General features: G+C 44.6%; 19 protein-coding genes, 1 tRNA gene and 1 other annotated feature. Of the genes, 4 read left to right on the top strand and 16 right to left on the bottom strand.

The features are described from left to right. Positions 1-73 precede the first annotated feature (73 nt). The 3 genes from H7198_RS01890 to thrS form a co-directional block, all read right to left on the bottom strand. The gene (locus tag H7198_RS01890; protein WP_274458122.1) at positions 74-730 is read right to left on the bottom strand and encodes a VTT domain-containing protein; all 657 of its coding nucleotides are present in this window, start codon (positions 728-730) and stop codon (positions 74-76) included. Positions 731-795: 65 nt separating this feature from the next. Continuing rightward, positions 796-2,166, bottom strand: a complete 1,371-nt coding sequence (locus H7198_RS01895) for an amino acid permease (RefSeq protein ID WP_274458123.1) — start codon at positions 2,164-2,166, stop codon at positions 796-798. A gap of 66 nt (positions 2,167-2,232) precedes the next feature. Next, complete coding sequence (thrS, locus tag H7198_RS01900; RefSeq protein ID WP_091502156.1) at positions 2,233-4,197, bottom strand: threonine--tRNA ligase; 1,965 nt, start codon at positions 4,195-4,197, stop codon at positions 2,233-2,235. Positions 4,198-4,300: 103 nt separating this feature from the next. Continuing rightward, positions 4,301-4,507, bottom strand: a binding site (T-box leader). 293 nt (positions 4,508-4,800) lie between these two features. Here thrS and H7198_RS01905 point away from each other — a divergent pair. Next, on the top strand, positions 4,801-5,259 hold the full coding sequence (locus H7198_RS01905; protein ID WP_274458124.1) for a flavodoxin domain-containing protein: 459 nt from the start codon (positions 4,801-4,803) through the stop codon (positions 5,257-5,259). Positions 5,260-5,295: 36 nt separating this feature from the next. Here the strand turns inward: H7198_RS01905 and H7198_RS01910 are convergent, their stop codons facing one another. Continuing rightward, on the bottom strand, positions 5,296-6,021 hold the full coding sequence (locus tag H7198_RS01910; protein ID WP_274458125.1) for a YebC/PmpR family DNA-binding transcriptional regulator: 726 nt from the start codon (positions 6,019-6,021) through the stop codon (positions 5,296-5,298). Between the two features lie 139 nt (positions 6,022-6,160). Then, entirely contained in the window at positions 6,161-6,769 is a 609-nt protein-coding gene (locus tag H7198_RS01915; protein WP_274458126.1) for a phosphatase PAP2 family protein, read from the bottom strand. Between the two features lie 498 nt (positions 6,770-7,267). On the opposite strand from H7198_RS01915, the gene H7198_RS01920 reads away from it, so the two are divergent. After that, positions 7,268-7,351: transfer RNA gene (locus H7198_RS01920), tRNA-Leu, on the top strand. A 179-nt stretch (positions 7,352-7,530) separates the two neighbouring features. Next, a complete protein-coding gene (locus H7198_RS01925; RefSeq protein ID WP_274458127.1) occupies positions 7,531-8,325 on the top strand; it encodes a sulfite exporter TauE/SafE family protein in 795 nt (264 codons plus the stop codon). A 37-nt stretch (positions 8,326-8,362) separates the two neighbouring features. Here the strand turns inward: H7198_RS01925 and asp3 are convergent, their stop codons facing one another. The 7 genes from asp3 to H7198_RS01960 all read right to left on the bottom strand — a co-directional run bounded on the left by asp3 (position 8,363) and on the right by H7198_RS01960 (position 16,763). After that, positions 8,363-9,676 (bottom strand): accessory Sec system protein Asp3, encoded by a 1,314-nt coding sequence (gene asp3 / locus H7198_RS01930; RefSeq protein WP_274458128.1) that lies wholly within the window; start codon positions 9,674-9,676, stop codon positions 8,363-8,365. Beyond that, a complete protein-coding gene (gene asp2 / locus H7198_RS01935) occupies positions 9,677-11,215 on the bottom strand; it encodes an accessory Sec system protein Asp2 (RefSeq protein WP_274458129.1) in 1,539 nt (512 codons plus the stop codon). A gap of 30 nt (positions 11,216-11,245) precedes the next feature. Next, positions 11,246-12,667 (bottom strand): accessory Sec system glycosyltransferase Asp1, encoded by a 1,422-nt coding sequence (gene asp1 / locus H7198_RS01940; RefSeq protein WP_274458130.1) that lies wholly within the window; start codon positions 12,665-12,667, stop codon positions 11,246-11,248. A 39-nt stretch (positions 12,668-12,706) separates the two neighbouring features. Beyond that, positions 12,707-13,540 (bottom strand): hypothetical protein, encoded by an 834-nt coding sequence (locus tag H7198_RS01945; protein WP_274458131.1) that lies wholly within the window; start codon positions 13,538-13,540, stop codon positions 12,707-12,709. Further along, positions 13,530-14,999: a glycosyltransferase gene (locus tag H7198_RS01950; RefSeq protein ID WP_274458132.1), complete on the bottom strand. Its 1,470-nt coding sequence runs from the start codon at positions 14,997-14,999 to the stop codon at positions 13,530-13,532. Before H7198_RS01950 ends, H7198_RS01945 begins: the two co-directional genes overlap by 11 nt. A 36-nt stretch (positions 15,000-15,035) precedes the next feature. Further along, the gene (gene pta, locus H7198_RS01955) at positions 15,036-16,025 is read right to left on the bottom strand and encodes a phosphate acetyltransferase (protein WP_274458133.1); all 990 of its coding nucleotides are present in this window, start codon (positions 16,023-16,025) and stop codon (positions 15,036-15,038) included. 63 nt (positions 16,026-16,088) lie between these two features. Beyond that, the gene (locus H7198_RS01960) at positions 16,089-16,763 is read right to left on the bottom strand and encodes a uracil-DNA glycosylase (RefSeq protein ID WP_274458134.1); all 675 of its coding nucleotides are present in this window, start codon (positions 16,761-16,763) and stop codon (positions 16,089-16,091) included. 79 nt (positions 16,764-16,842) lie between these two features. On the opposite strand from H7198_RS01960, the gene H7198_RS01965 reads away from it, so the two are divergent. Further along, positions 16,843-17,577 carry an SAM-dependent methyltransferase gene (locus H7198_RS01965; protein WP_274458135.1) on the top strand — a complete coding sequence of 245 codons (735 nt, stop codon included), beginning with the start codon at positions 16,843-16,845 and terminating at the stop codon, positions 17,575-17,577. A 26-nt stretch (positions 17,578-17,603) separates the two neighbouring features. On the opposite strand, the gene cls is transcribed toward H7198_RS01965, so the two are convergent. From cls to rnz, 4 genes are read right to left on the bottom strand one after another with little or no spacing between them, the layout of a single operon-like run. After that, on the bottom strand, positions 17,604-19,058 hold the full coding sequence (gene cls, locus H7198_RS01970; protein WP_274458136.1) for a cardiolipin synthase: 1,455 nt from the start codon (positions 19,056-19,058) through the stop codon (positions 17,604-17,606). A 33-nt stretch (positions 19,059-19,091) separates the two neighbouring features. Then, a complete protein-coding gene (locus tag H7198_RS01975; protein WP_274458137.1) occupies positions 19,092-19,625 on the bottom strand; it encodes an adenine phosphoribosyltransferase in 534 nt (177 codons plus the stop codon). 18 nt (positions 19,626-19,643) lie between these two features. Further along, positions 19,644-21,695 carry a single-stranded-DNA-specific exonuclease RecJ gene (recJ, locus tag H7198_RS01980; protein ID WP_274458139.1) on the bottom strand — a complete coding sequence of 684 codons (2,052 nt, stop codon included), beginning with the start codon at positions 21,693-21,695 and terminating at the stop codon, positions 19,644-19,646. Next, the gene (rnz, locus tag H7198_RS01985) at positions 21,688-22,638 is read right to left on the bottom strand and encodes a ribonuclease Z (protein WP_274458140.1); all 951 of its coding nucleotides are present in this window, start codon (positions 22,636-22,638) and stop codon (positions 21,688-21,690) included. Before rnz ends, recJ begins: the two co-directional genes overlap by 8 nt. Positions 22,639-22,657 lie beyond the last annotated feature (19 nt).

The following is a 22,657-nucleotide window of genomic DNA, read 5'->3' on the forward strand; positions in this document are numbered from 1 at the left end:
CTATTATAACGAAGCTCGCTACAAAAAGCGAAAAAAGCGCTAAGACAACAGGCCTAGCGCTTCTTTTAAATGCTTATTTCTTTTTCTTAGCCATAATTGACTTAATCAGAGCAATGATTGATGGCAACAAGGTCACAAAGACGATACCAAGAATAATTGCTGAGAAGTGGTTAGCCACGAATGGAATATTTCCAAAGAGGGCACCTGCTCCCGTCATCAAGAATGACCACGAGAAAGCCGCAATCAAAGTAAATTCAATAAAACGACGGAATGAAAACGCTGATAACCCAGCCACGAACGGCATGAAAGTTCGGATGATTGGAATATAACGTCCCATAATCACCGCAACACCACCATGCTTTTGGAAGAAGACTTCCGCTTCTTCAATATTCTTAGGCTTAATAAAAGTCGAAAAGGGCTTCTTATCAAGTAAGGCACGCCCACCCTTGCGAGCAATCGTGTAGTTCAACGTATCACCAGTAACGGCAGCTACGAAGAAGACAATCATGAATACCCAGTGGTTTAACCCGGCTGACTGACCAGCGGGGGTCATCGAAATGGCACCTGCGGCAAAAAGCAAGGAGTCCCCAGGTAGGAAAGGCAAAATAATTGCCCCCGTTTCAATCAGGATAACCGCAAATAAAATTAAGTAGGTCCAAGCACCAAAATTCTGAACTAAGTTCGCAATATGGTCATCAATATGCAAGATAAAGTTGATCAAAAAAGACATTAAAAGTCTCCATTCTAGATTTATAACTACTATTTATACCCTACTCACATTAAATCAAAGAAAAATTACTTAAGTGAAGGGGCTTCCTTTGGCTGGAAATAAGAAATAATTCCGAAGACAACCAACCAAACAGTGGCACCAATGGCAGGTACAACGGATGAATCGTTGAAGAACAACGTAACGTAAACAAATACGAAGAAGATAACAGCCATTGGAACAAAGACACGTGGTGCCTTCATCAAGAAACCATCTGGCATGTAATCAGATGACTTACGGTACTCCCAGTATGCCCACAAAATCATGATGTAAATCATCAAGAAAAGATCAGTAGCTGCAGACGTCACGAAGACAAAGGCATCGTTGATTGCAGGAATTGATGAGAAGATTGGTGAACCAATTGAAACCAAGGCTGAGAAGAGCAAGGCCTTTGATGGCAAGCCAGACTTTGACAACTTAGCAAATGGCTTCAAGAACTTAGCGTGTGATTCGTTAGCAAGTGAGTAGAAGTTACGACCTGCGGAGAACAAAATTGAGTTAAATGATGAGGCGGCGGCTGTCAAAACAACGAAGTTAATGATAGCAGCGGCACCCTTCAAGCCAACCAATTCAAAGACCATAACGAATGGTGATTGGTGGGCAGGGATTTGCTTCCATGGGTAGATAGTCATAATGACAAACAAGGCACCCAAGTAGAAGAACAAGACACGGAAAGGAATTTGGTTAATTGCCTTTGGCAAAATCTTTCGAGGATTTTCCGTTTCGGCAACCGTCATTCCAATGAATTCCATACCAACAAAGGCAAACATAACCATCTGGAAGGCGTTCACGAAGTTACCAATACCATTTGGGAACAAGTTGAAATTGTGCCAAACGTTTGAGAATTCAACGTAACCAACTGGCGTCTTGAAATGCCCAAAGGCCATCATGATTCCAGTCACAATCAAAGCTAAGATAGCAGTCACCTTAATCATTGAGAACCAGAATTCCATTTCCCCAAAGACGGCAACAGCAATCAAGTTCACACCGGCCAATACAACCAAGAAGATGATTTGAATCAACCACTCAGGCATTGATGGGAACCAGAACTGAACATACTTCCCAATGGCCGTTAATTCAGCCATTCCGAAGAAGATGGTCGTTAACCAGTAGGACCAGCGAGCAAAGAACCCGACACGGTTACCCAAGTACTTGGTCATGTATGAAATAAAAGTTGGTTGTGAGGGATCTTGATAAAGCATTTCCCCCATGGCGCGCATCATAACAAACATCATGGCACCGATAATTGCGTAAACAAGCAAGATGGCGGGACCTGCAAAGTGGATTGAGTTTCCGGCACCCATGAAGAGTCCAGTTCCAATCGTTCCACCAATGGCAATCAACTGCACGTGGCGGTTTTGCAAGCCCTTTTGCAAGCTTGGTTCATTTTCTTTTGACATAATAATTTTTCTCTCTCGTATTTCCGACAAAGGACACCCATTAGCAGGTGTCCTTTGCTTTACTAATTATTTCTCTTCGTCAGGACGTGAGTAACGGGCAACATCCTTCAAAACAAGTGCCTTGAAGTCCGCAGCAGCCATTGCTTCTGTTTCCTGATGGCCGTAGCGACGAACCGTTACAGTACCATCTTCTTGTTCCTTATCTCCCAGAACAAGCGTGTATGGCACCTTCTTAGTTTGTGCATCACGGATAAGATAACCCATCTTTGCAGAACGGTTATCGACATTTGCACGGAGTCCAGCAGCAGCCAAATCCTTTTGGATTTGCTTTGCGTAGGCACCGTGTGCTTCCGCGTTAACAGGAATGATTTGTACTTGAAGTGGCGCTAACCATGTTGGGAAGGCACCCTTGTACATTTCAATCAAGTAAGCCGTGAAGCGTTCCATCGTTCCAACGATTCCACGGTGGAGCATAACAGGACGGTGGTTATCTTGACCATCTTCACCAACATAAGTTAAGTTAAAGCGTTCTGGCAACAAGAAGTCCAACTGGATAGTTGACAAAGTCTCTTCCCCACCAAGGGCAGTCTTTGTTTGAACATCCAACTTAGGACCGTAGAATGCGGCTTCACCTGGTGCTTCGAAGTAATCCAAGCCCATGTCGTCCATGGCACGCTTCAACTGTGCCTGTGACTTTTCCCACATCTCGTCGTCATCAAAGTACTTTTCCGTATTTTCTGGGTCACGGTATGACAAACGGAAGCGGTAGTCCGTGATGTTGAAGTCTTCGTAAACTTCCATCATCATGGCCAAGATTGACTTGAATTCTTCTTCTAGTTGTTCTTGTGCAACGAATGTGTGGCCATCATTCAAAGTCATTTCACGAACACGTGACAAACCTGTCAAGGCTCCTGACTTTTCGTAACGGTGCATCATTCCAAGTTCAGCAACACGCATTGGCAAGTCACGGTATGAACGTGGCTTGTGTTGGTAAACGGCAATGTGTGAAGGGCAGTTCATTGGACGCAATTCAAGGAATTCGCCATCACCCATGTCCATTGGTGGGAACATGTCTTCACGGTAGTGGTCCCAGTGACCTGAAGTCTTATAAAGGTTCAAGTTTGACAACACTGGTGTGTAAACGTGCAAGTAATCGTTGGCCAATTCCTTGTCCACGATGTAACGTTCAACTTGACGACGGATAGTTGCACCATTTGGCAACCAAACTGGCAATCCTGAACCAACCTTTTGGCTAGTAAAGAAGAGGTCCAAGTCACGACCGATGTTACGGTGGTCTCGTTCCTTAGCTTCGGCACGACGTTGCAAATCCGCTTCCAAGTCATCGGCGTTCCAGAAGGCCGTTCCGTAGATACGTTGCATAACGGCCTTGTCAGAATCACCACGCCAGTATGAACCGGCAACGGAAACCAACTTGAAGTGCTTCATCCAACCGGTTGATGGAACCAATCCACCACGGTCCAATTCGACGTGTTCACCTTGAACAGCAACCGTAATCTTTTCATCAGCAGGCAAATCGTTAATCAATTCAACCTTGTAAGGATCGTTTTTAAAAGTCTCAAGGGCTTCTTCACGTGAAATCTGGTGTGACAAGATTGGAAGGTCTTCCTTCACAATCTTCTTCATCATTGCTTCGATTTCTGGGAAGTCATCGACAGAAACTTGCTTACCAGCACCGTTGTCAGTGTCATAGTAGAAGCCGTTTTCGATGGCTGGTCCAACACCAAAGTGCATATCCGCAAACTTTGGCATGCGACGAAGAGCCTGTGCCAACAAGTGGGCGGTTGAGTGACGAAGAATCTTCAAACCTTCTTCGTCTGACTTTGTAATCAATGCAAAGTCGCCCGATTCGTTCATTGGGTCATTCATGCCAACGTAAGCCCCGTTCAGCTTTGCTGAAACGGACTTCTTAGCCAAAGACTTCGCAATTGATTCTGCAACTTCAATTGGCTTAACCCCTTCATCAAAGGACTTCTTGGCCCCATCTGGGAATGTTAAGGTAATTTCTGCCATTTGTACTGCCTTCTTTCTTTTCTATCCTTGCTGATGATTAACCGTTTTTATCTTGAATAATGATTGATAAAAAGAAAAACGCCCCTTTTGCTTAAAACTAAGCAAAAGGGACGTTAGACCGTGGTACCACCCATTTCTCTGAGATAACTCAGACTCAAGAAACGTTTAACGGTGTCACCCGGGTGAAGTTTCAAAAATACTCCTTCACCATTCCGAGGTAGTCTTAATCTCACCACTAGACCAACTCACACCAACCGTTGGCTCTCTTTTCTAGTTAAGCAAGACAAGTTATCCTCATCAGCAATTTATTGAACTAATTATTACACACTTTTTAAAAAGTTACAAGGAATTACTTGTTATCCTCTAAAACTTGGGCAAGTGCTTGGCGCGCCTTGTCATCATGATCCAAAATTCCGTGGTCGTAAACATTTTGCAATGCAGCCACTTGTTCTTTTGATAATGCCATCGTTCTCTCCTCCAAGTATTTTTGACTATTATAAAGCAGGCTAATTTAAAATACCAGTCTGTGATTAAAAAAGTCTCAGAAGTCCCCTGGCATTTCTTGTATAATAGTATCTAAATAAAGCTTTCACAGGAGGCAATATGTCTACAGACGGATTAAAAGCACAGGTCGTTTTTGCCACAATCACTGGTAACAACGAAGCAGTAGCAGATAACCTGGTCGAAATCTTAACGGATAAAGGGCTTCAAGTTACCAAAAGCGAAATTTCTCAAACGGAACCTGAAGAACTAGAAGACTACGATGTGGCCTTCTTGGTTCCCTACACTTACGACGAGGGTTCCCTTCCCGAAGAAGGGCTCGACTACTTTGACGATCTGGCCGATGTCGATTTGCCAAATCTGTCATATGGTATTGCCGGCTCAGGGGATACCTTCTACGAAGAGTATTACTGCATGGCCTTGGACAAGTTCGATAAGCAAATTCAAAAAACTGGTGCAAAGCGTGCTGGTGAATTAGTACGTATCAACCTTTATCCATCTCCTAAAGATAAAGAACGTTTAACCGATTTGGTTGATAACGTTCTAAAAGAAGTTCAATAAAAAAACCGCCTTTCGGCGGTCTTTTTTATTTGAAGATTAGTCTTCAGCAGTTGTATAAACGGCCAAAACATCTTCGTTGTCTTCTAATTCATCGACAAGCTTATCAAGCTTTTCACGGTCTTCATCAGAAATTGACATTGGGTTTTGAGCAATCATCGTTACTTCTGATTCAGCCAATGTGTAACCAGCTTCAGTCAAAGCAGCTTCAACTGCTTGGAAATCAGATGGTGCCGTGTAAATTTCGAAAGCTTCGTCTGAAGTTTGTACATCATCTGCACCAGCTTCAAGAGCAACTTCCAAAACTGCATCTTCGTCGGCTTCTGGGTTTTCTTCGCGGTCAATCACCAAGTAACCCTTACGGTCGAATTGGAAGGCCACTGAACCTGAAGTTCCGAGTGAACCACCAAAGTGCTTGAATGAGTTACGAACTGATGAAACAGTACGGTTGATGTTATCAGTTGATGCTTCAACCAACACGGCAACACCGGCAGTACCATAACCTTCGTAAGTAACTTCTTCGAACTTTGCACCACCAGCACCGGATGCCTTATCCAAGGCACGTTGAATGTTGTCCTTTGGCATGTTGGCGGCCTTCGCCTTATCAACTACCAAACGAAGTGAGGCGTTCATTTCGGGATCAGCACCGCCAGCCTTTGCTGCAACATATAAGTCGTGCGCAAGCTTTTGGAAAATCTTTCCACGCTTAGCATCTTGGGCGTTTTTACGACCTTGAATGTTATGCCATTTACTATGTCCTGACATTGTGTCTTCTCCTTAAAATTTAAAAATCTTACTTATTGTATCAAAGTTGTTGGTTGATTACTAGTAATTCAATTGATATTTATTCTAATAAAAAGTCGGCCACAGGGGCCGACCTTAAGAAATAAATCGATAAATGACTCTATTCAATTGCATCCTCAACTAAATGTGCCTTTAATACTCTTGAAGTAACAAAAATCATCGTCCCAACAATCAAAGAAGCAGCGGTCACATCAGACAACCAGTGTGCCCCATAACGCACTCGACTAAGGGCAATGGTGATGGCCAACAAGACAGTCCCAATCAATACATATTTTTGCATGTTATGGTACTTTCTTGGCAAAAGGAAGGTCAGATAGACGAGCAACCAACCCGAGGTCGTATGACCCGACGGAAATGAGAAATGTCCATTGGAACCATTCGGTTGATACCATGGCGTAAACTGGCTCATCGCCTGATCCATTTGGAATGGACGGTAACGCCCCCAGTGCAACTTCAAATCACCAATAATAACCGAAACGATAAAGACTAATGCAATGCCGAACACGGCTGCTTTTAAAAGGTAATTTTGTTCATTTTCGTCTTGTAAATCAACATAACGGTAAAACAAATAAGACATAACTACGGTGAAGATAAGGGCCAACACCCACTGCTGAAGGTCAACGTCTGCTACCGTTTTAATATTTCCGTTGAGCAACCTCGCTAAGGTGTAGGCAAAATAACCATTTACCCCCAATAAGACTTGGTGCATGGCTAATATTAGGAAAAGTGTCGTCAGCAACAATCTTTCCAAGCGAGCCCTCTGAGAACAGTAAATCGTCCAGGCTACTATTTCGAAGCAAGAAAACAAAACAATGTTCGGTCCCTTCGTCCCGTATTTTTGAAAGAAATCCCCGACAATCGACGACCGGTTCATCACCAGGTTGGTCACATCACGATCAAAAAAGGCAGCAAAGGTTAACACAGATAAAGTAACGAGTAAGAATGATATAAATATCGTTTTTTCATACCGCTTAGTATAAAATTCTTTTCCAAGAGAAAAGGTGGAAGAATTCGAGAATTGGTTTTCTGAATGATACATAACATCTCTCCTTTATTTGTTAAATTAATTATATCGGGCTAAACATCCCCTGCACAGACACTAGAGGGAGCAATATGTATAATAAGATGAATTTTCATAAAGCATGTAAATTCCACGCTTTTACTTGTCAGGCTCTCCTACAAAAGATATAATAATGATTGTTTTATTGCCGATGTGGCGGAACTGGCAGACGCGTACCGTTCAGGTCGGTATGGAGTTATCTCCGTGCAGGTTCGATTCCTGTCATCGGCACTAAATTAGAAAAAGCACTCACCCCGTGAGTGCTTTTTTTGTTTCAATATTTAACCTTTCATTAAGGGTTGATGAACTTTCTTGCAGCACATTTTAATCAAGACTATACTTAAATATGTTATTTAAAACTTTTTCAAGCGTTAATTAATAAATTCAAAGAATGAACGAGGTATTTATCGATGGCTGACTATTGGCAGCACTTTCTCTTCCTACTTCCAATGGGAATACTAGCTGGTATTGTTTCCACAACTGCCGGATTGGCTTCACTTGTTTCCTACCCCGCCCTACTAGCTGTTGGTATCCCACCACTTTTTGCTAACGTGACCAACACGGCGGCCCTTGTCATGACTGGACTGGGTGCGACCGTTTCCTCCCGTAAGGATCTCGGCCGACACAAAAAAGAACTTTTCCGAATTCTGCCACTGACCCTTGGTGGATCAATTCTTGGTGCCTGGTTGCTAATGGCAGCACCCGCAACGACTTTTGAAAAAGCCGTACCATTTTTCGTTCTATTGGCTGGTTTACTCCTAATGTCACAGGTTAACAAGTCTAAGAACGCTGAAACGAACTTAACCCGTGATGATTCAATTGAAAACGAAGACCATCACCCAGTTTACAAAGTCGTTGTCTCAATTGGCATTTTACTAGTTGGTATGTACTGTGGTTACTTCGGAGCTGCTGGTGGTGTCCTGCTTTTGGCCATCCTTTCAGCCACAACCACCATGCCTTTCGCATCATACAACGCGCTAAAGAACCTTTCATTGGGTGCCGCAAACCTGATTGCAACAGTGATCTATATCTTCTCTTCGCACATTTACTGGGCGCTCGTTATCCCAATGGGAATCGGTCTCTTTATCGGTGGTTGGATTGGACCGCACATCGTTAAAATCATCCCCGAAAAGATTCTGAAAATCTTAATTTCCTTGGCAGCCATTGGACTGGCAATCAACCTGTTTATGGAAGCTTATTTCTAAATACAAAAAAAAGAGACACCCCAATGGGTGTCTTTTTTTATGAGCGATTTTTGGTAAAAAAGTCCTGTAAAAGTTGACTAGACGTTGGCTTTTCTTTCATTTCTTCAGCACGCTCTAATTGATGCTTACGGAATCCATGACCTCGTCTAAACAGGGACTTCTTCGTTGTAACAGGCTTTTCGTCTTCTTCAGCTGCCTTTTTCTCTTGAACAGCACGAATGTTAGCTGATCCCAATTCCTTAGTTGATTGGCCTGCCATCTGCTTTTTATCCTGCTTGGCACGGAGCTTTTCAGCTTTCTCCGCTTGCACGTGGGCAGCGTGTTCTTCTGCTTTACGTTTCTTCTCGGCTTTTTTATCAAGAGGCCAATCCAAATACGTCAACGAAGCCAGCAGTTCACCCTTTGCCGCCAAGGCTTGCACTGGCGCATCATTGGCTAGTAAGGATGGTTGAGTCAGAAGGCCATCTTCTGAACGACGTTCTTCTTCAATTTTTGCAGGCAGTGATTGAAGGAAAGTTGCCAGTCCAGGTGAACGACGGTTGTAACCAGCAGGGAGTTCCAATTCTTCCTTTGTTGGAATCACAGCAGTTGAACCCTTTACTGCCTGTCGATATAGTAAGGCGGTCAAAGATGAAATCGGTCCGTAACCAACGAATTCGATATTTTTCGCCTTAACCGCCCGCTTAGACTGGCTAATAAAGTCTAAGGCCTTCTCATCGTAATAAGATTGGCAGTGCATTAAATCCGTAGCCATAAATAAGACAGCCTGTGGCGATGATTGAATATCCTTAATTGGATAATCCATGGTCCGGAAAGCAGGTTCTGAAAGAACGACGCGCAGTGTTTTTGAAACAACCTTTTCAGGAACTTCTAAGTAGGCTGATAAGTGGTCCGTCAAGGCATGGTCACCATCAATCAAAACACCATCCACCGCTGGGGCTAACTGAATTTCATGAAAAACAAAGGAGCCAACACCGGCAGATAAGAGATCTAAACGGTAACTAGCATAGTTAGCAGGAACAACAAAAGTATCCTCATCCCCATTTTGATAATGTTGGTCAATCAATTGACCCTTTTCATCATAGAAGCGCCAGGATAAATAGGCATGCATTTTATCCGAATTGTCGATAAAACGCTTGACCCTGTATTTTTTTCCAACTTCTAACTGAGGTAATTCACCAATCGCTTTATTTTGAAAATAGTTGTCCGAATCAGTCCAGGAAGCAATGATTCGTCCTGAAGGCAAAAAGTGGTTTTGATAGTGCACTTCGTCTTCTTTAACAAAGTCAATCACCGCCCCCTGCAATTCATGAAGCATGGTCTGGGGCTGCCAGTAAATTTGTGTTTGCATTTATCTGAGCCCTCCCATTTGCTGTTGCGCTTGCTGGTCAATCGACTTCTGAAGAAAGTCAATCATAACCGCAATCTTATCTTCATGACGGCCAGGCACCTCCACATGGTGTACCTTAGCTTGCTTTTCTTCTAAGTAATCCAAGAATTGGGGCAGCGATTCCCCATCGTATTCGTCCTGCTGCATCGTGTAGAGATCGATCTTTGTCTTGGCCCAGTTTAACTGATCAAGCGCTGACCACAATTTTTGATTCAATCGACCAGTATCACGCTCATCCAAACGGCCCGTCAATACTTGTCGAATATCAATTGGCCAATCATGGTTAATTCCCTGGTGGGCAAAGTTTCCTTTTGCAGTGAAAGTACCAAGGTTAATAATGGGCTTGGCAATGGCTAAGTAGCGACCGTTCCTTTTACCCGCGTAGTACATGGCTGGGTAAGAACCCATTGAGTAACCAGTAAAAATCGTATTTTCAGTTTCCTGCCCTAACTGTAACTCTGCTTCGGCAATACGAGCCATCACTAATTGCTCAAATTCTTCACTACCAACCATAAAGGCGCCACCCTGGGCTCTTGTATCCGTAAAGAGCAAATATGGGTAGCCCAGTTCATTTAAGGGTCCCATCATTTCAAAGCCTTCAACGTGCAGGCGGGTACCTGCAAAGGCAACGACAAGGGGGCCCTTTCGGCATCCTGGATTGAAGTAAGAATGAATTTCCTGCCCATCTGCGGTCAGCAGTCGTTCACCGCCTGGAATAAAATAGCCCACACCGTGACGGGATTTACGCTGGTGTAAATTACGCAACGTTAAACTACCATTCCCCTTCGCCAGCACCATAATTTGATAATTTTGATAATCTTTTGGTGCACGAACCATTGGTAAATTCTTCGCATCCGGGTTTTGGAAGAGCTTCAGTTGCTGGAGTCCACCATTTTGAAAGAACACAAAGGACAGGGCCAACTCAACATTACCAGTCGTTGAATAGTCTGCGTAAAGCAGGTTCTCCTGACTAGGTTGAAAGTCGCCTGGGAATGTCTTCAAAGTCCCTATCTGCTGGAAGTTTTCTCCAAAGTCCCCCGTGACCGTTGTTTCAAAACGCCCTGCGCGACGCCAGTGCCAAGCATAGTTATTTTCCGGTAGGAATTGATTTTCTGAAAAACGGGTCGCAAAACCAGCTTGCCCTAGGTAGAAATCTCTTAGAATCTTTTCAGCGACTGATTCGGCCGTCTGTTCAATCAAGGAAAAAGCCCGACGCTTAATTAAGGCCGCTTGGACAGCTGGTGCGAAGTCTTGTAACTCCCCTAGATAAAGGACACGATAAGCAGGCCACTCTTGAATTTGCCGCGCTAAAACACCCGAATCCAAGATGGAATCCGTTAATAGAACATAGTTAAAAGTGAGGTCACTTGGGCTTTTTTGCCGAGCCAGTAAAACCGGGAGATCAATGTTTTGGCAGTAGGTCCAATCCAGTGGATAGTCAGCCACCTGATTGGTCCAATCAGTCCCCCCGATTTGTAAAATTGACATAGTTTGTGCCATAGCTACTCCTTAAAACAAAAATAGAATGCTTTATTTTTTTAATCGTTCCTGCCACTGCTGGTTTAAGGCGGCAATGGCCAATCCCGCTTGTTGCTGAATCAGTTGTTCTTGCGCCTGTTGCCAGCCTTCAGCAGTCAATAAGTTCGTTACCTTGTCGGACAACTCCTCGGGTTCAACCGAATCAAATCCATCAAGCAGTGAATAGGCGGTCTTAACCGCTGTAAAAGTTGGAAGGCCCAACGCAACGGTCGTCGCTAGCACTTCTAAATCAGGTTGCTTTGACAAATCAACATAGAGTGAACTGGTTGCTAAGTATTGCAAACGACTTTTGACTGATTGTTCCCCTAAGAAAACAAAATGCGCCTTGGCTTCCGTTAAGAGCTGTTCGTCTAAATGAAGGTCTACTAATTGTTCACTAAGCGCCTGTTCTAATCGAGCCGGAAAAGTCGCTGGGACAGTCGCCCCTTCAAAAATCACGGTCCGATTTTCATCCTGATTAAACAGTTTCACCGCTTGGTCCATTAAAGTCGCTTGTTTTGAAGAATCTAAATCACCGACTTTAATGTACAAAACCGTTTGGTTTTTCCGCTGAACCAACTCTTTGGGATGAACCGGGTATGGTGCTATTAGCACACCCGAATCAGCGTCATCCCCGCTAACGGAACTGACCTGACTCTGCAAAATTTGTACGTCAGTCGACACAGACCGCCAACTATCCTGCAAATCAGCAGCGTCTTCCTGACCGGCCCACAAAAACAAGCGGTTAAAACTAACTTGCTGAGCAATCCGATAGTTCAATTCTGAATTGGCAACCAAGGCTTCCCCCTGGTGGTGTGCCTTTAGATAAGCCACCGTTAACTCCTGAACTAAATCAATCATCTGAGAGTAAGAAACTTTACGCCCATCAGGCAAAATAGCTTGCACTTGCCCAGTTAAACAATCTTGCTCGGCAACAACAGCTCCAGACTGTGAAAGATAGGAGGCCTTCGTTAACTGACCGTCCTTATAGTTCAACACTCTAGAAATAAAGCCACGGTCATCAACTGTTAGCTGCTGACTGAGCTTCCCTTTTTTCAGCAAATCAATTCGATCGATTTGATCAGCTTTAGGATAGGTAAAAAAGACCGTTCCATAAATTGTTGTACCTGAAAGGACAATAATTCGATCAAACATGCGAACAAATTGCGCGTCTTTTGGCCAAGTTAAATCTTCCAACTGCAATGGTCGTTTTTCTTTTACACTGACTTTCTGTAAAGCATCAAAGGCCGACCAATAGGGTACATCAACTAAGCCCAACTGCCGGCGCATCGACTGCCACTTTGGTAAGTAAGTTGGTAAAACTAAAAAAGGCTCTGTCTGCGATTGAACCTGCTGGATTAATGCGTTTAATTGTTTGTCTTCTTGACCAATCTGAAAATTATTTGGCCAACTGGGAATTACAGCAAATGACACAACGATTCCTCTTTCACTACTATGTACGCCCGCTCGGGCTTAAAAATTGACTACTTTCAATTTGTATAGGGGGAGTCCAAGTCGCTCAGCCTTTTGATAATCTTCAGCTGAAACCCTTACTTCATCAATCGGATAACTTGGATTTTCCAATATCATTTGAACTTCAGCATCCACGGCTTCGTTTTCATCAAATAGCCCCTGGGGTAAGGCCAGAACGGCCTTTTTCGCAATCGTCCCCAAAGAACCGATTTTGGTTATCTCAACTTCACTCTCGCCTTCAATCTTAGCAAAGTAATCTTGCTGAGCTGCTTCGTAGCTTGGATAGCTAATTCCAAAAACACGGGAGAAATTTCGGCGGCCAAGGAAATAAAAGTCCGATAAAACTGCGATATCATGTCCAAAATAGAAATCAGATTCTAACAGCTCACCACGGTTAAAATACTGCTGCGCAAATAGCTGCCCATTCCGTCTGTAGACATCCTTGCGACTCACATGGCCGTCTTGGTCAAGCCAAGCAATCGCCTGTACAAGGTAATGGCTGTTTGAGAATAAAACGACATTTGCTATTCGCTGCCCGGCTGAGGAGAAGTTCACAGCCCCTTCTTCGTCCAAATTAATCTGCCCCTGATTGGGCACCTTTATATCAAAGAGAAAACGACCGGAACCACCAGGCACAGATTCCAAAGACTCCCGGCTAGCCATATCAAAAACCTGACTATCCTTTAATCCTAACGATTCACAAATGGACTTAGCATCCTCATGGGGATTCAGCAAAAACAAGCAGTCGGCCTGTCCCCTTCGAACCTGTTCAATTTGCCAGGCAACTGAAGGTTCCGCACGCTTATCAAGTGATTCGATCAACTCAATTTTCATGAAGGTCCTCCAATAACTTTTGCCAAGCCTTTGTTACAGCTTCTTTCAAATAACCTTGGGCTGTCAAACCAGCACCCTGGCTGAGCTCTTCTAACTGGCCCTCGGCCTTAATGATCGCTGAAACCAAAGCGTCCACGTTTTCAGGGATTTGATTATCATCAATTGAAAAAGGCGCCAGATAGCCATTATAACCGTCTGAAACCAATTCCTGGGCACCATATTCATTGGCATAGGAAATGATTGGCAATCGCTGGCTCAACGCTTCCAAATAGGTTAAACCAAAACCCTCCGAATAGGAAGCCGAAACATATAGGTCAAACTCCCCTAAATCACTTGAGAGGTTCTGTGAAAGTCCTGCGAGGTGGACGTACTTCTGCAGCCCCTGCTCTTTTATGAGTTGCTCCAAAGCCTTCTGTTCCTGGCCTGAACCATAAATCGTCAAATCTGCTAGAACCCCTGCCCGCCTCAGCGCAGCAACGGCTAAAATAATTTGATCAATATGCTTTTCCTGGTGTAAACGAGAAGCAGTAACCAAACGCAATGTTTTTTCAGAATCAGATACCGTTGAGGATTCGGCCCGAACCTGCTTCACAAAGCCAACTGGAATAGCATGAACCTTCGCCTTTTCATCATTACCATAGCCGAGCAAATCCAAATCAGATTGCAAGGCAACTTGCTGATGACGGGTCGCCACCACCACCGCGTCATAGGCGGATAAGTGATTTGCCAAATACTGGTAAAACTGATTAAAAACCAGCCGTTTCCCAATGTTTGCCAAACGGTGGTTGGCATGAACAACGGCAATCAATTGATCCTGCTGGTGTTCCTTACGATTAGCCACAAGGTACTCGTCATAGTCTAACCCCCGGTCAAAGAAGTAACGAGATGGGCCAAAATGCTCTTGTAATGCCTCCATGAAAAAGGTTAAAAGCTGGTAAAAGTTTTGAAAATAATAGTTTTTTCCCTGAAAATTTTCCAGAGAAATTGCCGTCATCTCCCGTGTTTCATCCACCAGGCGGTAACCCCATGATAAACGGCGCTTTCCAGCAGAAAGCACCACTTGCGCATCAGAAACAATGTAAAGCTGCTTCTTATCGTTGAAGACTTTTTCTTTCATTCGTCGAATGACGTAACCGGATGTTGCCTGTTCAATGATCACCCGGTTGGTTTTGCTAAAGTCCGACAAAACCGTTTGGTCATAGGGTTCCTGCTCTGCCTCGGTTAACCCCTCTTCAAGATACCGTTCCGGATCATCTGCCATCAAATAATCGTAAAGATTAATGACGTTCTTTTCCGCCAAATGCCATTCGCGCATGTGTTCGTGCAGCTTAGGAAGTAAGTCCGAATAAACTAGCTTAACTGGCTGATTTAAATCCTCAAAAGCTTGCTTACGGTAGAATTGGGCGTGCTCAACCCCTGAATTTCCATGTCCTAATCCTTTGTTCAAAAAGAAATTCATTTGGTCCTCCAAAGTCTTCTACCGTCAACTGATCCATTACTTTTGGTTCTGGAATTGGATTGCCGTAATAATAGCAACCTTATAAACATCCTCTTCTGAACAACCACGTGACAAATCAGAAACAGGCTTAGCCAATCCCTGCAAAATTGGTCCCATTGCTTCAAAACCACCAAGGCGTTGGGCAATCTTGTAACCGATGTTTCCAGCTTCCAAACTTGGGAAAACAAAGATATTGGCCTGTCCAGCCACAGTTGAATTGGGGGCTTTCGCTTCCGCTACTGAAGGAACAAAAGCGGCATCAAACTGCAGCTCGCCATCAATCTTATCAGCCAATTCAGGCGCCATTTCCTTGGCTAGCTTGGTTGCTTCAACAACCTTGTCAACCATTTCCCCCTTAGCCGATCCCTTCGTTGAAAAGGAAAGCATGGCAATCTTTGGGTCTACACCAAAGGCCTTAGCGGTTTGCGCTGATTGAATCGCAACTTGGGCCATCGTTGGCGCATCGAGTTCAATGTTAATGGCACAATCAGCAAAGACATAGCGCTGATCGCCCTTTTGCAAGAAGAAAGCCCCTGAAATTCGTCGTGAACCAGGTTCAGTCTTAATCAACTGCAAAGCTGGTCGAACCGTGTCACCAGTTGGATGTACGGCACCAGAAACCATACCGTCGGCTTGGCCCATTTGAACCATCATCGTTCCAAAGTAGTTGACGTCAGTTAGCCACTTTTTGGCCGTACTTGCATCGGTCTTACCATTTCGGCGTTCAACCAAGGCTTCTACCATAGCGGATTGGTCAGCAGCAGACTGCTTGGCTGGATCAACCACTTGAACTTTACTTAAATCAAAGCCAGCCGTCTCTGCCGTTTCTTGAATGGCATCTGTATCACCCAATAGAATTGGTTGAACGAGTCCTTCATCTGCTAAGCGCGTGGCAGCACCTTGGATACGAACATCTTCCCCTTCAGGAAAAACGAGGCGAATCTGCTCGTCTTGAATCTTTTCTTTTAGTTCATCAAATAGTGACATGATGGCTCTCCTCAAAAAAGTAATTACTTAATTAAATTATAGCAAAGTCCCTTTAAAAAGAAGTCACTCTAACCAGTTAATTGGCGAAAGTGAAGACTTTTTTAAAAAGTCATTGGCCCGACTGAATGGCTTTGAACCGAAAAAGCCACGATAGGCCGACAATGGGCTAGGATGAGCCGATTGAATAATGCAGTGTCGACTCGAATCAATCAGTTTCGCCTTCTTCTGTGCAAAACTTCCCCAGAGAATAAAAACCTTCGGGCTGGAATCATCAGATGCCAATTGAATGGTAGCATCTGTCAGGCTTTCCCAAATTTGCCCCTGGTGGGCGTTAGCCTGCGAATCCTTAACAGTTAACACGGCGTTTAAAAGCAGAACCCCCTGTTTGGCCCAAGGCGTTAAGTCCTGGTGCAAACGAACCGCGCCAAGGTCATCATCAAGCTCTTTTAGAATATTACGAAGAGAAGGTGGCGTTTTCATACCGTCTGGAACGGAAAAAGAAAGACCTTGTGCCTGTCCAGGTTGGTGATAGGGATCCTGGCCTAAGATAATGACTTTCGTCTTTTCTAAGGGCGTTTCCTGGTAGGCATAAAAAACGCGCTGACGCGCTGGATAAGTGGGTGTATCTTCGTTATAGACCCGATTCAAAAAGGCCGCTGCCTGCTCCTGATAGCCTGCTGGCAGGAGTCGTCCGAGTCCTTCGTCCCAAGTTGAATCCGTTAAGTGAAATGTCGCCATGGTATACTAACTCCTAGAAATAACCTTTCTTTCTACTTTACCAGAGGTAGATTATGAATCAATATCAGGGAGATTAAAAATGTTAGATGACAAACGGCTGTCTGAATTAAAGGTACGCTATGCGGGGCGGACAAAACAGCTCAATCAAATTCAAGCAGTCGAAAACAGCTTGCATGCCCTAGCGAAGAAAGAAATCCCCGCACATGCTCTTCCTCCATTGCTATACAGTGAAAAGCAATTGCTCCGCGACCCTAGCCTTCTCCCACTAGATGAAGCCATGTCGGAAGTCCGAGAAACCATTATCAACCAATATGGTATCTGGTTCCTTCTAAATAAGTACTTCCTACATGACCTGGCCACTTGGCTAGGCGGTCGTTCCCTAATTGAACTTGCCGCTGGTAATGCAGCTATTTCATCTGGAATACAGTCACTGGGTCTGCAAGCAAGCCCAATTGATAAACTCGATTGGGTCGGACAAGATGTGGAAGAAGCCGAACCCTGGACAACAGTTAAGAAACAAGACGCCTTAGAAGCAGTGAAAGAAGCCATCCATACAGTTCAATCCGGGCAAGCAAGAACACTCCCCGTTTTTTTACTTGCCTGGTCACCCAATGGTCAAACCTTTGATTGGGAGATTTTAAAGGAATTACGATCATCCGGTCTTCCCTTCGACCTCATTGTCATTGGCGAAAAGGGACCCTCAACCAATTCGAAGCGTTTCTGGGATAATGCCAAGCTTTCACTGCCAGAAAGCTTAAACGCTCACTACCAAGCCTTCGACGCCTTCGATGATAAAATCTACCTTGCCAAATAAAAAAGAGCCCTTCGGCTCTTTTTCTTTTATAAAATTGGTGCCAGTAAACGCGAGAATACCTGTTTAAAGCGCAACCAACGGCCTTGTTCAGCAAAGCTCTCAACGGTTTGCTCCGTTGAACATTCAATATCCTTTTCATACTGAGCGGCTAATTGCTGAGCAATTTCCTTATCGTATAGAAAAGCATTCGCCTCAAAGTTTAATTTAAAGGAACGGAAATCAAAGTTAGCGGAACCAACTGATGAAAGTTGGTCATCCACTACCATCGTCTTCGCATGCAAGAACCCGTTGTTATAGCAATAGACTTTAATACCATCTTTGACTAGCTGAGAAGCGAAATACTGCGTAGCTCGATAAACAAACATGTGATCTGGCATGCAAGGAATCATGATACGAACATCTACCCCAGAATTAGCGGCAATTCGTAAGGCATCAATCGTCGAATCGTCCGGAATTAGGTAAGGTGTTTGAATCCAACAGCGCTTTTTAGCCAACTGAATTAAACGAATATAGCCCATCTTGATTTGTTCATCATCCGAATCAGGTCCTGAAGTAACAATCTGTAAATCGGTATCACCAATTTTATGCTCTGGTAATTCAGGGAAGTAGTGCTCATCGGAAACATGCATTGGCTTTGTCAAAACAGAAGCATTCCAATCGAGCAGGAAGTGTGCTTGAAGATAGTAAACCCCAGAACCAACTATTTTCAAATGCGTATCCCGCCAATGGCCAAACTTCTTCTTACGACCTAAATACTGGTCACCAATGTTAAATCCTCCAATGTAGCCAACTTGACCATCAATCACAACAATCTTACGGTGATCGCGGAAGTTCAACTGGAAGTTCACAATGTTAAAACGACGTTTCAAGAAGGGAGCGGCATGACCACCCGCAGCGCGTAATGGAGCAAAAAAACGTAAAGTCGTACCGGCCGAACCAAGGGAATCGTACAAGACATGTACTTCTACCCCCGCTTTAGCCCGTTCAACAAGAATGTCTAATATTTCATGTCCTAAATCATCGGAATAAAAAGTGTAGAATTCGATGTTAATGCTTGTCTTCGCCTCGCGTAACGACCGCTTCAACCGGTCAAAGAAGTCCTGACCAGAGGTCAACAAACGAACTTGGTTATTGGTCGCCAGAGGGGTTCTGTTAATCCGCTGAAAGAGTGTCACTAGGGACTGGGCAGAGCGAGGGAGCATTGCGACTTTATCAGCAACAGATGGTCCCGGTCCATCTGTCATCCGCTTTCGAATCAATTTCTCAATTTCTGAAATATCCTGATCTTGATACGCAAAAAGCTGCCTTTGGGGCAGCTTTCGACCAGCGAAAGAGTAAATCAGAAATCCGATAACGGGGATAAAAATCAACACCAGAATCCAGGCCCAGGTTGCTGCGATATCCCGCGGTTCACGAAAGACAGTAATCAAGGCCAACAGGCCGTTGACAATAATGATAATGAACAACGCCCACCATAGCATTTGTCTCTCTTCTCCCTCTTACTACTCTCTTTTTTAGTATTCCATCAAAGCCAAGAATGGTACTTGACCCGCTTGCATAATCTTGTCACGGCCATGCAAGTCTTTCAATTCGATAATGAAGGCCACACCAGCAACAACGCCGCCAAGCTCTTCAACAATCTTACGGGTTGCATTAATGGTTCCACCAGTTGCCAACAAATCGTCAACAATCAACACGCGTTGACCAGGCTTAATGGCATCTTCGTGAATCTCCAATTCATTCACACCACCGTATTCCAAAGTGTATGATGCAGAAACGGCCTTACGTGGCAACTTTCCCATCTTACGGGCTGGCACGAAGCCGATTCCCATCGCATAGGCCAATGGTGAACCAACAATAAATCCACGTGATTCTGGTCCGGCAATCAAATCAACGTTCAAATCCTTGGCAAAATCAACAATTTGGTCAATCGATTCCTTATAAGCTTCACCGTTTCCCATCAATGGTGAGATGTCACGGAAGATAACACCTTCTTCTGGATAGTCCTTTACGGAAGCAACGTAGTCATGTAAATCAATCTTAGTCATATTATTCCTCACACCGGTTTAACCGGCAAAATAGCGTTGATATGTTATTGAATCAGTAAGTGCTCGTTTTTCGGTTTGCTTTAAGCAACGAATACGTCCTGTTTCCATTTTAACAAAACCAAGGTCTAAAAAGACCTGAATTATTAATTTAAATTCAATTTCTTGAATCGTCAAATCAGTTAATACTTGACTTAAACCATCGACCACATTCTCTTCTTGATGAACATAAAGATATTTATAAATCCTTGCAAAGTCCGCCTTTGTTGAAGAAAACTGGCTCTTTGATTGTGAATGGTTCTCAATTTTTGAAGCTGCGGACGCGACTTTTTCTTCGGCCTGCCCCATCTGGCTACTTTTCTTTTCGTTCGAAAATTTCAAATCAGCCAACATTAATTGTAAGCGAGTCCGGCCAGCAAAGGTGTTCACACCAACCGTTCCGGCCATGGTTGCTTCACGCTTCCCCTGCGCCTCTTTAACGAGTGCTGGGTCATTAAAGACCAGCGCCTCAACCGGACCACGTCCACCATTAAAGCTGATCTTCAGGTGCTTTTTTTCAGCACCCAATGCTTGAACATTAGTCAACGAAACGTTCTTTAGGCCAATCACTGGTTGCGCATTATCTTGCCCAAATGGTTCCAAGAGAGTCGCTTGATCATAGAAGTCCTTGGTAACCATCGAAGGCTCCATCAACAAGTTAACAGCCAAAGGCTCTTCATCAAAAGTCAGACCCGAACCAGCCGCCAAAACACGTTCGCGAACTTTTTCCAGCTTATCGACATCAATGGCAATTCCCAAAGCACCGGCATGTCCACCAAAGGAGGCGTAGTCGTCTTGGAAATCAGCTAAGAAAGCGTGTAAATCAAAATCCCCGTATGAACGACCGGACCCCTTGTAGAGCCCGTCGACCTTTGTCATCACAACTACCGGCTTTGCTACAACATCAGTTAAACGCGCAGCCGCAATACCTAGAACTCCTTGATGCCAGTCTTCACCGGCAATTAGCAGAACCGGTTGGTCCGCCTGTTCAGGTGAAAGGGCCTGTTCCTTGGCTTCTTCAAAGACCCGGTCAGCTAACTCACGCCGTTGATTGTTAATCTCTTCTACCTGCTTAGCCAACTCCTTGGCTTTTGCTTCATCCTTCGTCCTTAATAAATCAAGCCCCAAGCTACCATCCCCTAAACGGCCAATGGCATTCAAACGGGGCGCAATCTTAAAGCCAACGGTTTCAGATAGAACCGGCGCATCCTTGGCGTGCTTAGCAGACTTTAAAAGTGCTGCCAAACCTGGCCGGGGATTCTGCTCAATTTCTTTCAGACCCCAGGTCACAAAAGCCCGGTTTTCATCAGTTAGTGAAACCACATCAGCAATGGCGCCCATGGCAACTAAGTCAAAGAACTCGGTTGGCAAGTCAGCTAGACTTTCAGCCGGCATTCCGTCTTGAAGAACGGCCTGAGCGACTTTGAAAGCCACACCAGCACCAGACAAATCGTTAAATGGATAATTTCCTTCAGGATGACGAGGATGAATCACCGCCACTGCATCCGGTAATTCCTCGGGCAAGGCATGGTGGTCGGTCACGACCACATCAACGCCCTGGCTCTTGGCCCAGGCAATCGGCTCCTTACCAGAAACACCGTTATCGACGGTGATAATGAGGCTAGCCCCCGTTTCGTCAATCAAGCGCTCGTAGGTTGCTTGATTAGGACCATAACCGTCAGTAAAGCGGTTGGGAATATAGGACACAAGATCGGCACCCAAAGAGGTCAAAGCCTCTGTCATGATGGTGGTCGAAGTGAGACCATCGACGTCGTAATCGCCGTAAACTAAAATCGTTTCTCCGGAGAAAACGGCCTCTTGAATCCGCTCCACCGCGACATCCATCTGGTAGAAGTCGTTTGGGTCGTGCAGTTGATCAAAGGACGGATTCAAGAAGGCCTCTGCCGCCTTCACCGTATCAATTCCCTTTTGAACTAAAAAACCGGCAGTGACGGGGCCAAGGCCCAAACCGTCCTGTAAGATCCGGCTCTTATCGCTATCTGGTTGTGCAAGTATTTGCCACTTCCTAGTCATGCTGCTCCTTTTCAAATGGGACATTGACAATGTCCATGTCACGGGCGACATAGGTGTTAGCAAAGTTCTTATGTACGTCTGCGATAAATTTCTGTAAGAGTGGTCCGATGTAACGGGCTGAGATATGTGTCAAGATGAGCTTCTTAACGCCAGCCTTCTTGGCAAGATTAGTAGCATCCCGTGAAGTAGAATGGCCGTGTGCACGAGCCATTTTTCCTTCTTCCTTTGACATCCCGTAGGTTGCCTCGTGTACCAAAACATCAGCGTCCTTTGCCAAAGAATACTCTGCTTCAGCTGGCATCGTGTCAAAAATAATGGTAATCACACGGCCCGGCTGTGCAGGACCAAGGTAATCTTTACCGTTCACAACACGTCCGTCTTCCAAGGTAACCGTTTCACCGGCCTTCAACTGGCCATAAACAGGACCAGAAGGAATCTTATCCGCCTTGACCTTGTCAATCAAAAGCTCACCTGGGTGTGGCTTTTCTTCAACACGGAAGCCCCAGGCCGCAATGCGGTGACGTAGAGGTTCTGCAATCACCTTGAAGATTTCATCCTCAAAAATCACACCCTCTTCTAGTTCCACGTAGTTAATTGGATAAGAGAGGTGTGTTTCAGAAACGCGTAGAGCGGCCGTCACAAAGGAACGGACACCCTTTGGTCCGTAAATGGTCAAAGGTTCGTTCTTATCCGCTCCTTGAAAAGAACGGGAAGAAAGTAAGCCTGGCAAACCAAAAATGTGGTCACCATGTAGGTGGGAAATAAAAATCTTTTCGATTTTTCGAGGACGAATCGTCGTCTTTAAGATTTGGTGTTGCGTTGCTTCACCAACGTCAAAAAGCCAGACGGCGTTTCGCTCGTCTAGCAAACGGAGGGCAATGCTTGCAACATTGCGAAATTTTGATGGCTGACCAGATCCGGTCCCTAAAAATTCTAATTCCATCATTCTACCCCTCTGTTGG

It is taken from the genome of Fructobacillus sp. CRL 2054 (assembly GCF_028764065.1).
Lineage (GTDB): Bacteria > Bacillota > Bacilli > Lactobacillales > Lactobacillaceae > Fructobacillus.

Excerpts from the sequence above, each read along its gene's own strand:
- H7198_RS01890 (WP_274458122.1), bottom strand. The coding sequence starts at position 730 with ATGTCTTTTTTGATCAACTTTATCTTGCATATTGATGACCATATTGCG.
- H7198_RS01895 (WP_274458123.1), bottom strand. The coding sequence starts at position 2,166 with ATGTCAAAAGAAAATGAACCAAGCTTGCAAAAGGGCTTGCAAAACCGC.
- thrS (WP_091502156.1), bottom strand. The coding sequence starts at position 4,197 with ATGGCAGAAATTACCTTAACATTCCCAGATGGGGCCAAGAAGTCCTTT.
- H7198_RS01905 (WP_274458124.1), top strand. The coding sequence starts at position 4,801 with ATGTCTACAGACGGATTAAAAGCACAGGTCGTTTTTGCCACAATCACT.
- H7198_RS01910 (WP_274458125.1), bottom strand. The coding sequence starts at position 6,021 with ATGTCAGGACATAGTAAATGGCATAACATTCAAGGTCGTAAAAACGCC.
- H7198_RS01915 (WP_274458126.1), bottom strand. The coding sequence starts at position 6,769 with ATGCACCAAGTCTTATTGGGGGTAAATGGTTATTTTGCCTACACCTTA.
- H7198_RS01925 (WP_274458127.1), top strand. The coding sequence starts at position 7,531 with ATGGCTGACTATTGGCAGCACTTTCTCTTCCTACTTCCAATGGGAATA.
- asp3 (WP_274458128.1), bottom strand. The coding sequence starts at position 9,676 with ATGCAAACACAAATTTACTGGCAGCCCCAGACCATGCTTCATGAATTG.
- asp2 (WP_274458129.1), bottom strand. The coding sequence starts at position 11,215 with ATGGCACAAACTATGTCAATTTTACAAATCGGGGGGACTGATTGGACC.
- H7198_RS01945 (WP_274458131.1), bottom strand. The coding sequence starts at position 13,540 with ATGAAAATTGAGTTGATCGAATCACTTGATAAGCGTGCGGAACCTTCA.
- H7198_RS01950 (WP_274458132.1), bottom strand. The coding sequence starts at position 14,999 with ATGAATTTCTTTTTGAACAAAGGATTAGGACATGGAAATTCAGGGGTT.
- pta (WP_274458133.1), bottom strand. The coding sequence starts at position 16,025 with ATGTCACTATTTGATGAACTAAAAGAAAAGATTCAAGACGAGCAGATT.
- H7198_RS01960 (WP_274458134.1), bottom strand. The coding sequence starts at position 16,763 with ATGGCGACATTTCACTTAACGGATTCAACTTGGGACGAAGGACTCGGA.
- H7198_RS01965 (WP_274458135.1), top strand. The coding sequence starts at position 16,843 with ATGTTAGATGACAAACGGCTGTCTGAATTAAAGGTACGCTATGCGGGG.
- cls (WP_274458136.1), bottom strand. The coding sequence starts at position 19,058 with ATGCTATGGTGGGCGTTGTTCATTATCATTATTGTCAACGGCCTGTTG.
- H7198_RS01975 (WP_274458137.1), bottom strand. The coding sequence starts at position 19,625 with ATGACTAAGATTGATTTACATGACTACGTTGCTTCCGTAAAGGACTAT.
- recJ (WP_274458139.1), bottom strand. The coding sequence starts at position 21,695 with ATGACTAGGAAGTGGCAAATACTTGCACAACCAGATAGCGATAAGAGC.
- rnz (WP_274458140.1), bottom strand. The coding sequence starts at position 22,638 with ATGGAATTAGAATTTTTAGGGACCGGATCTGGTCAGCCATCAAAATTT.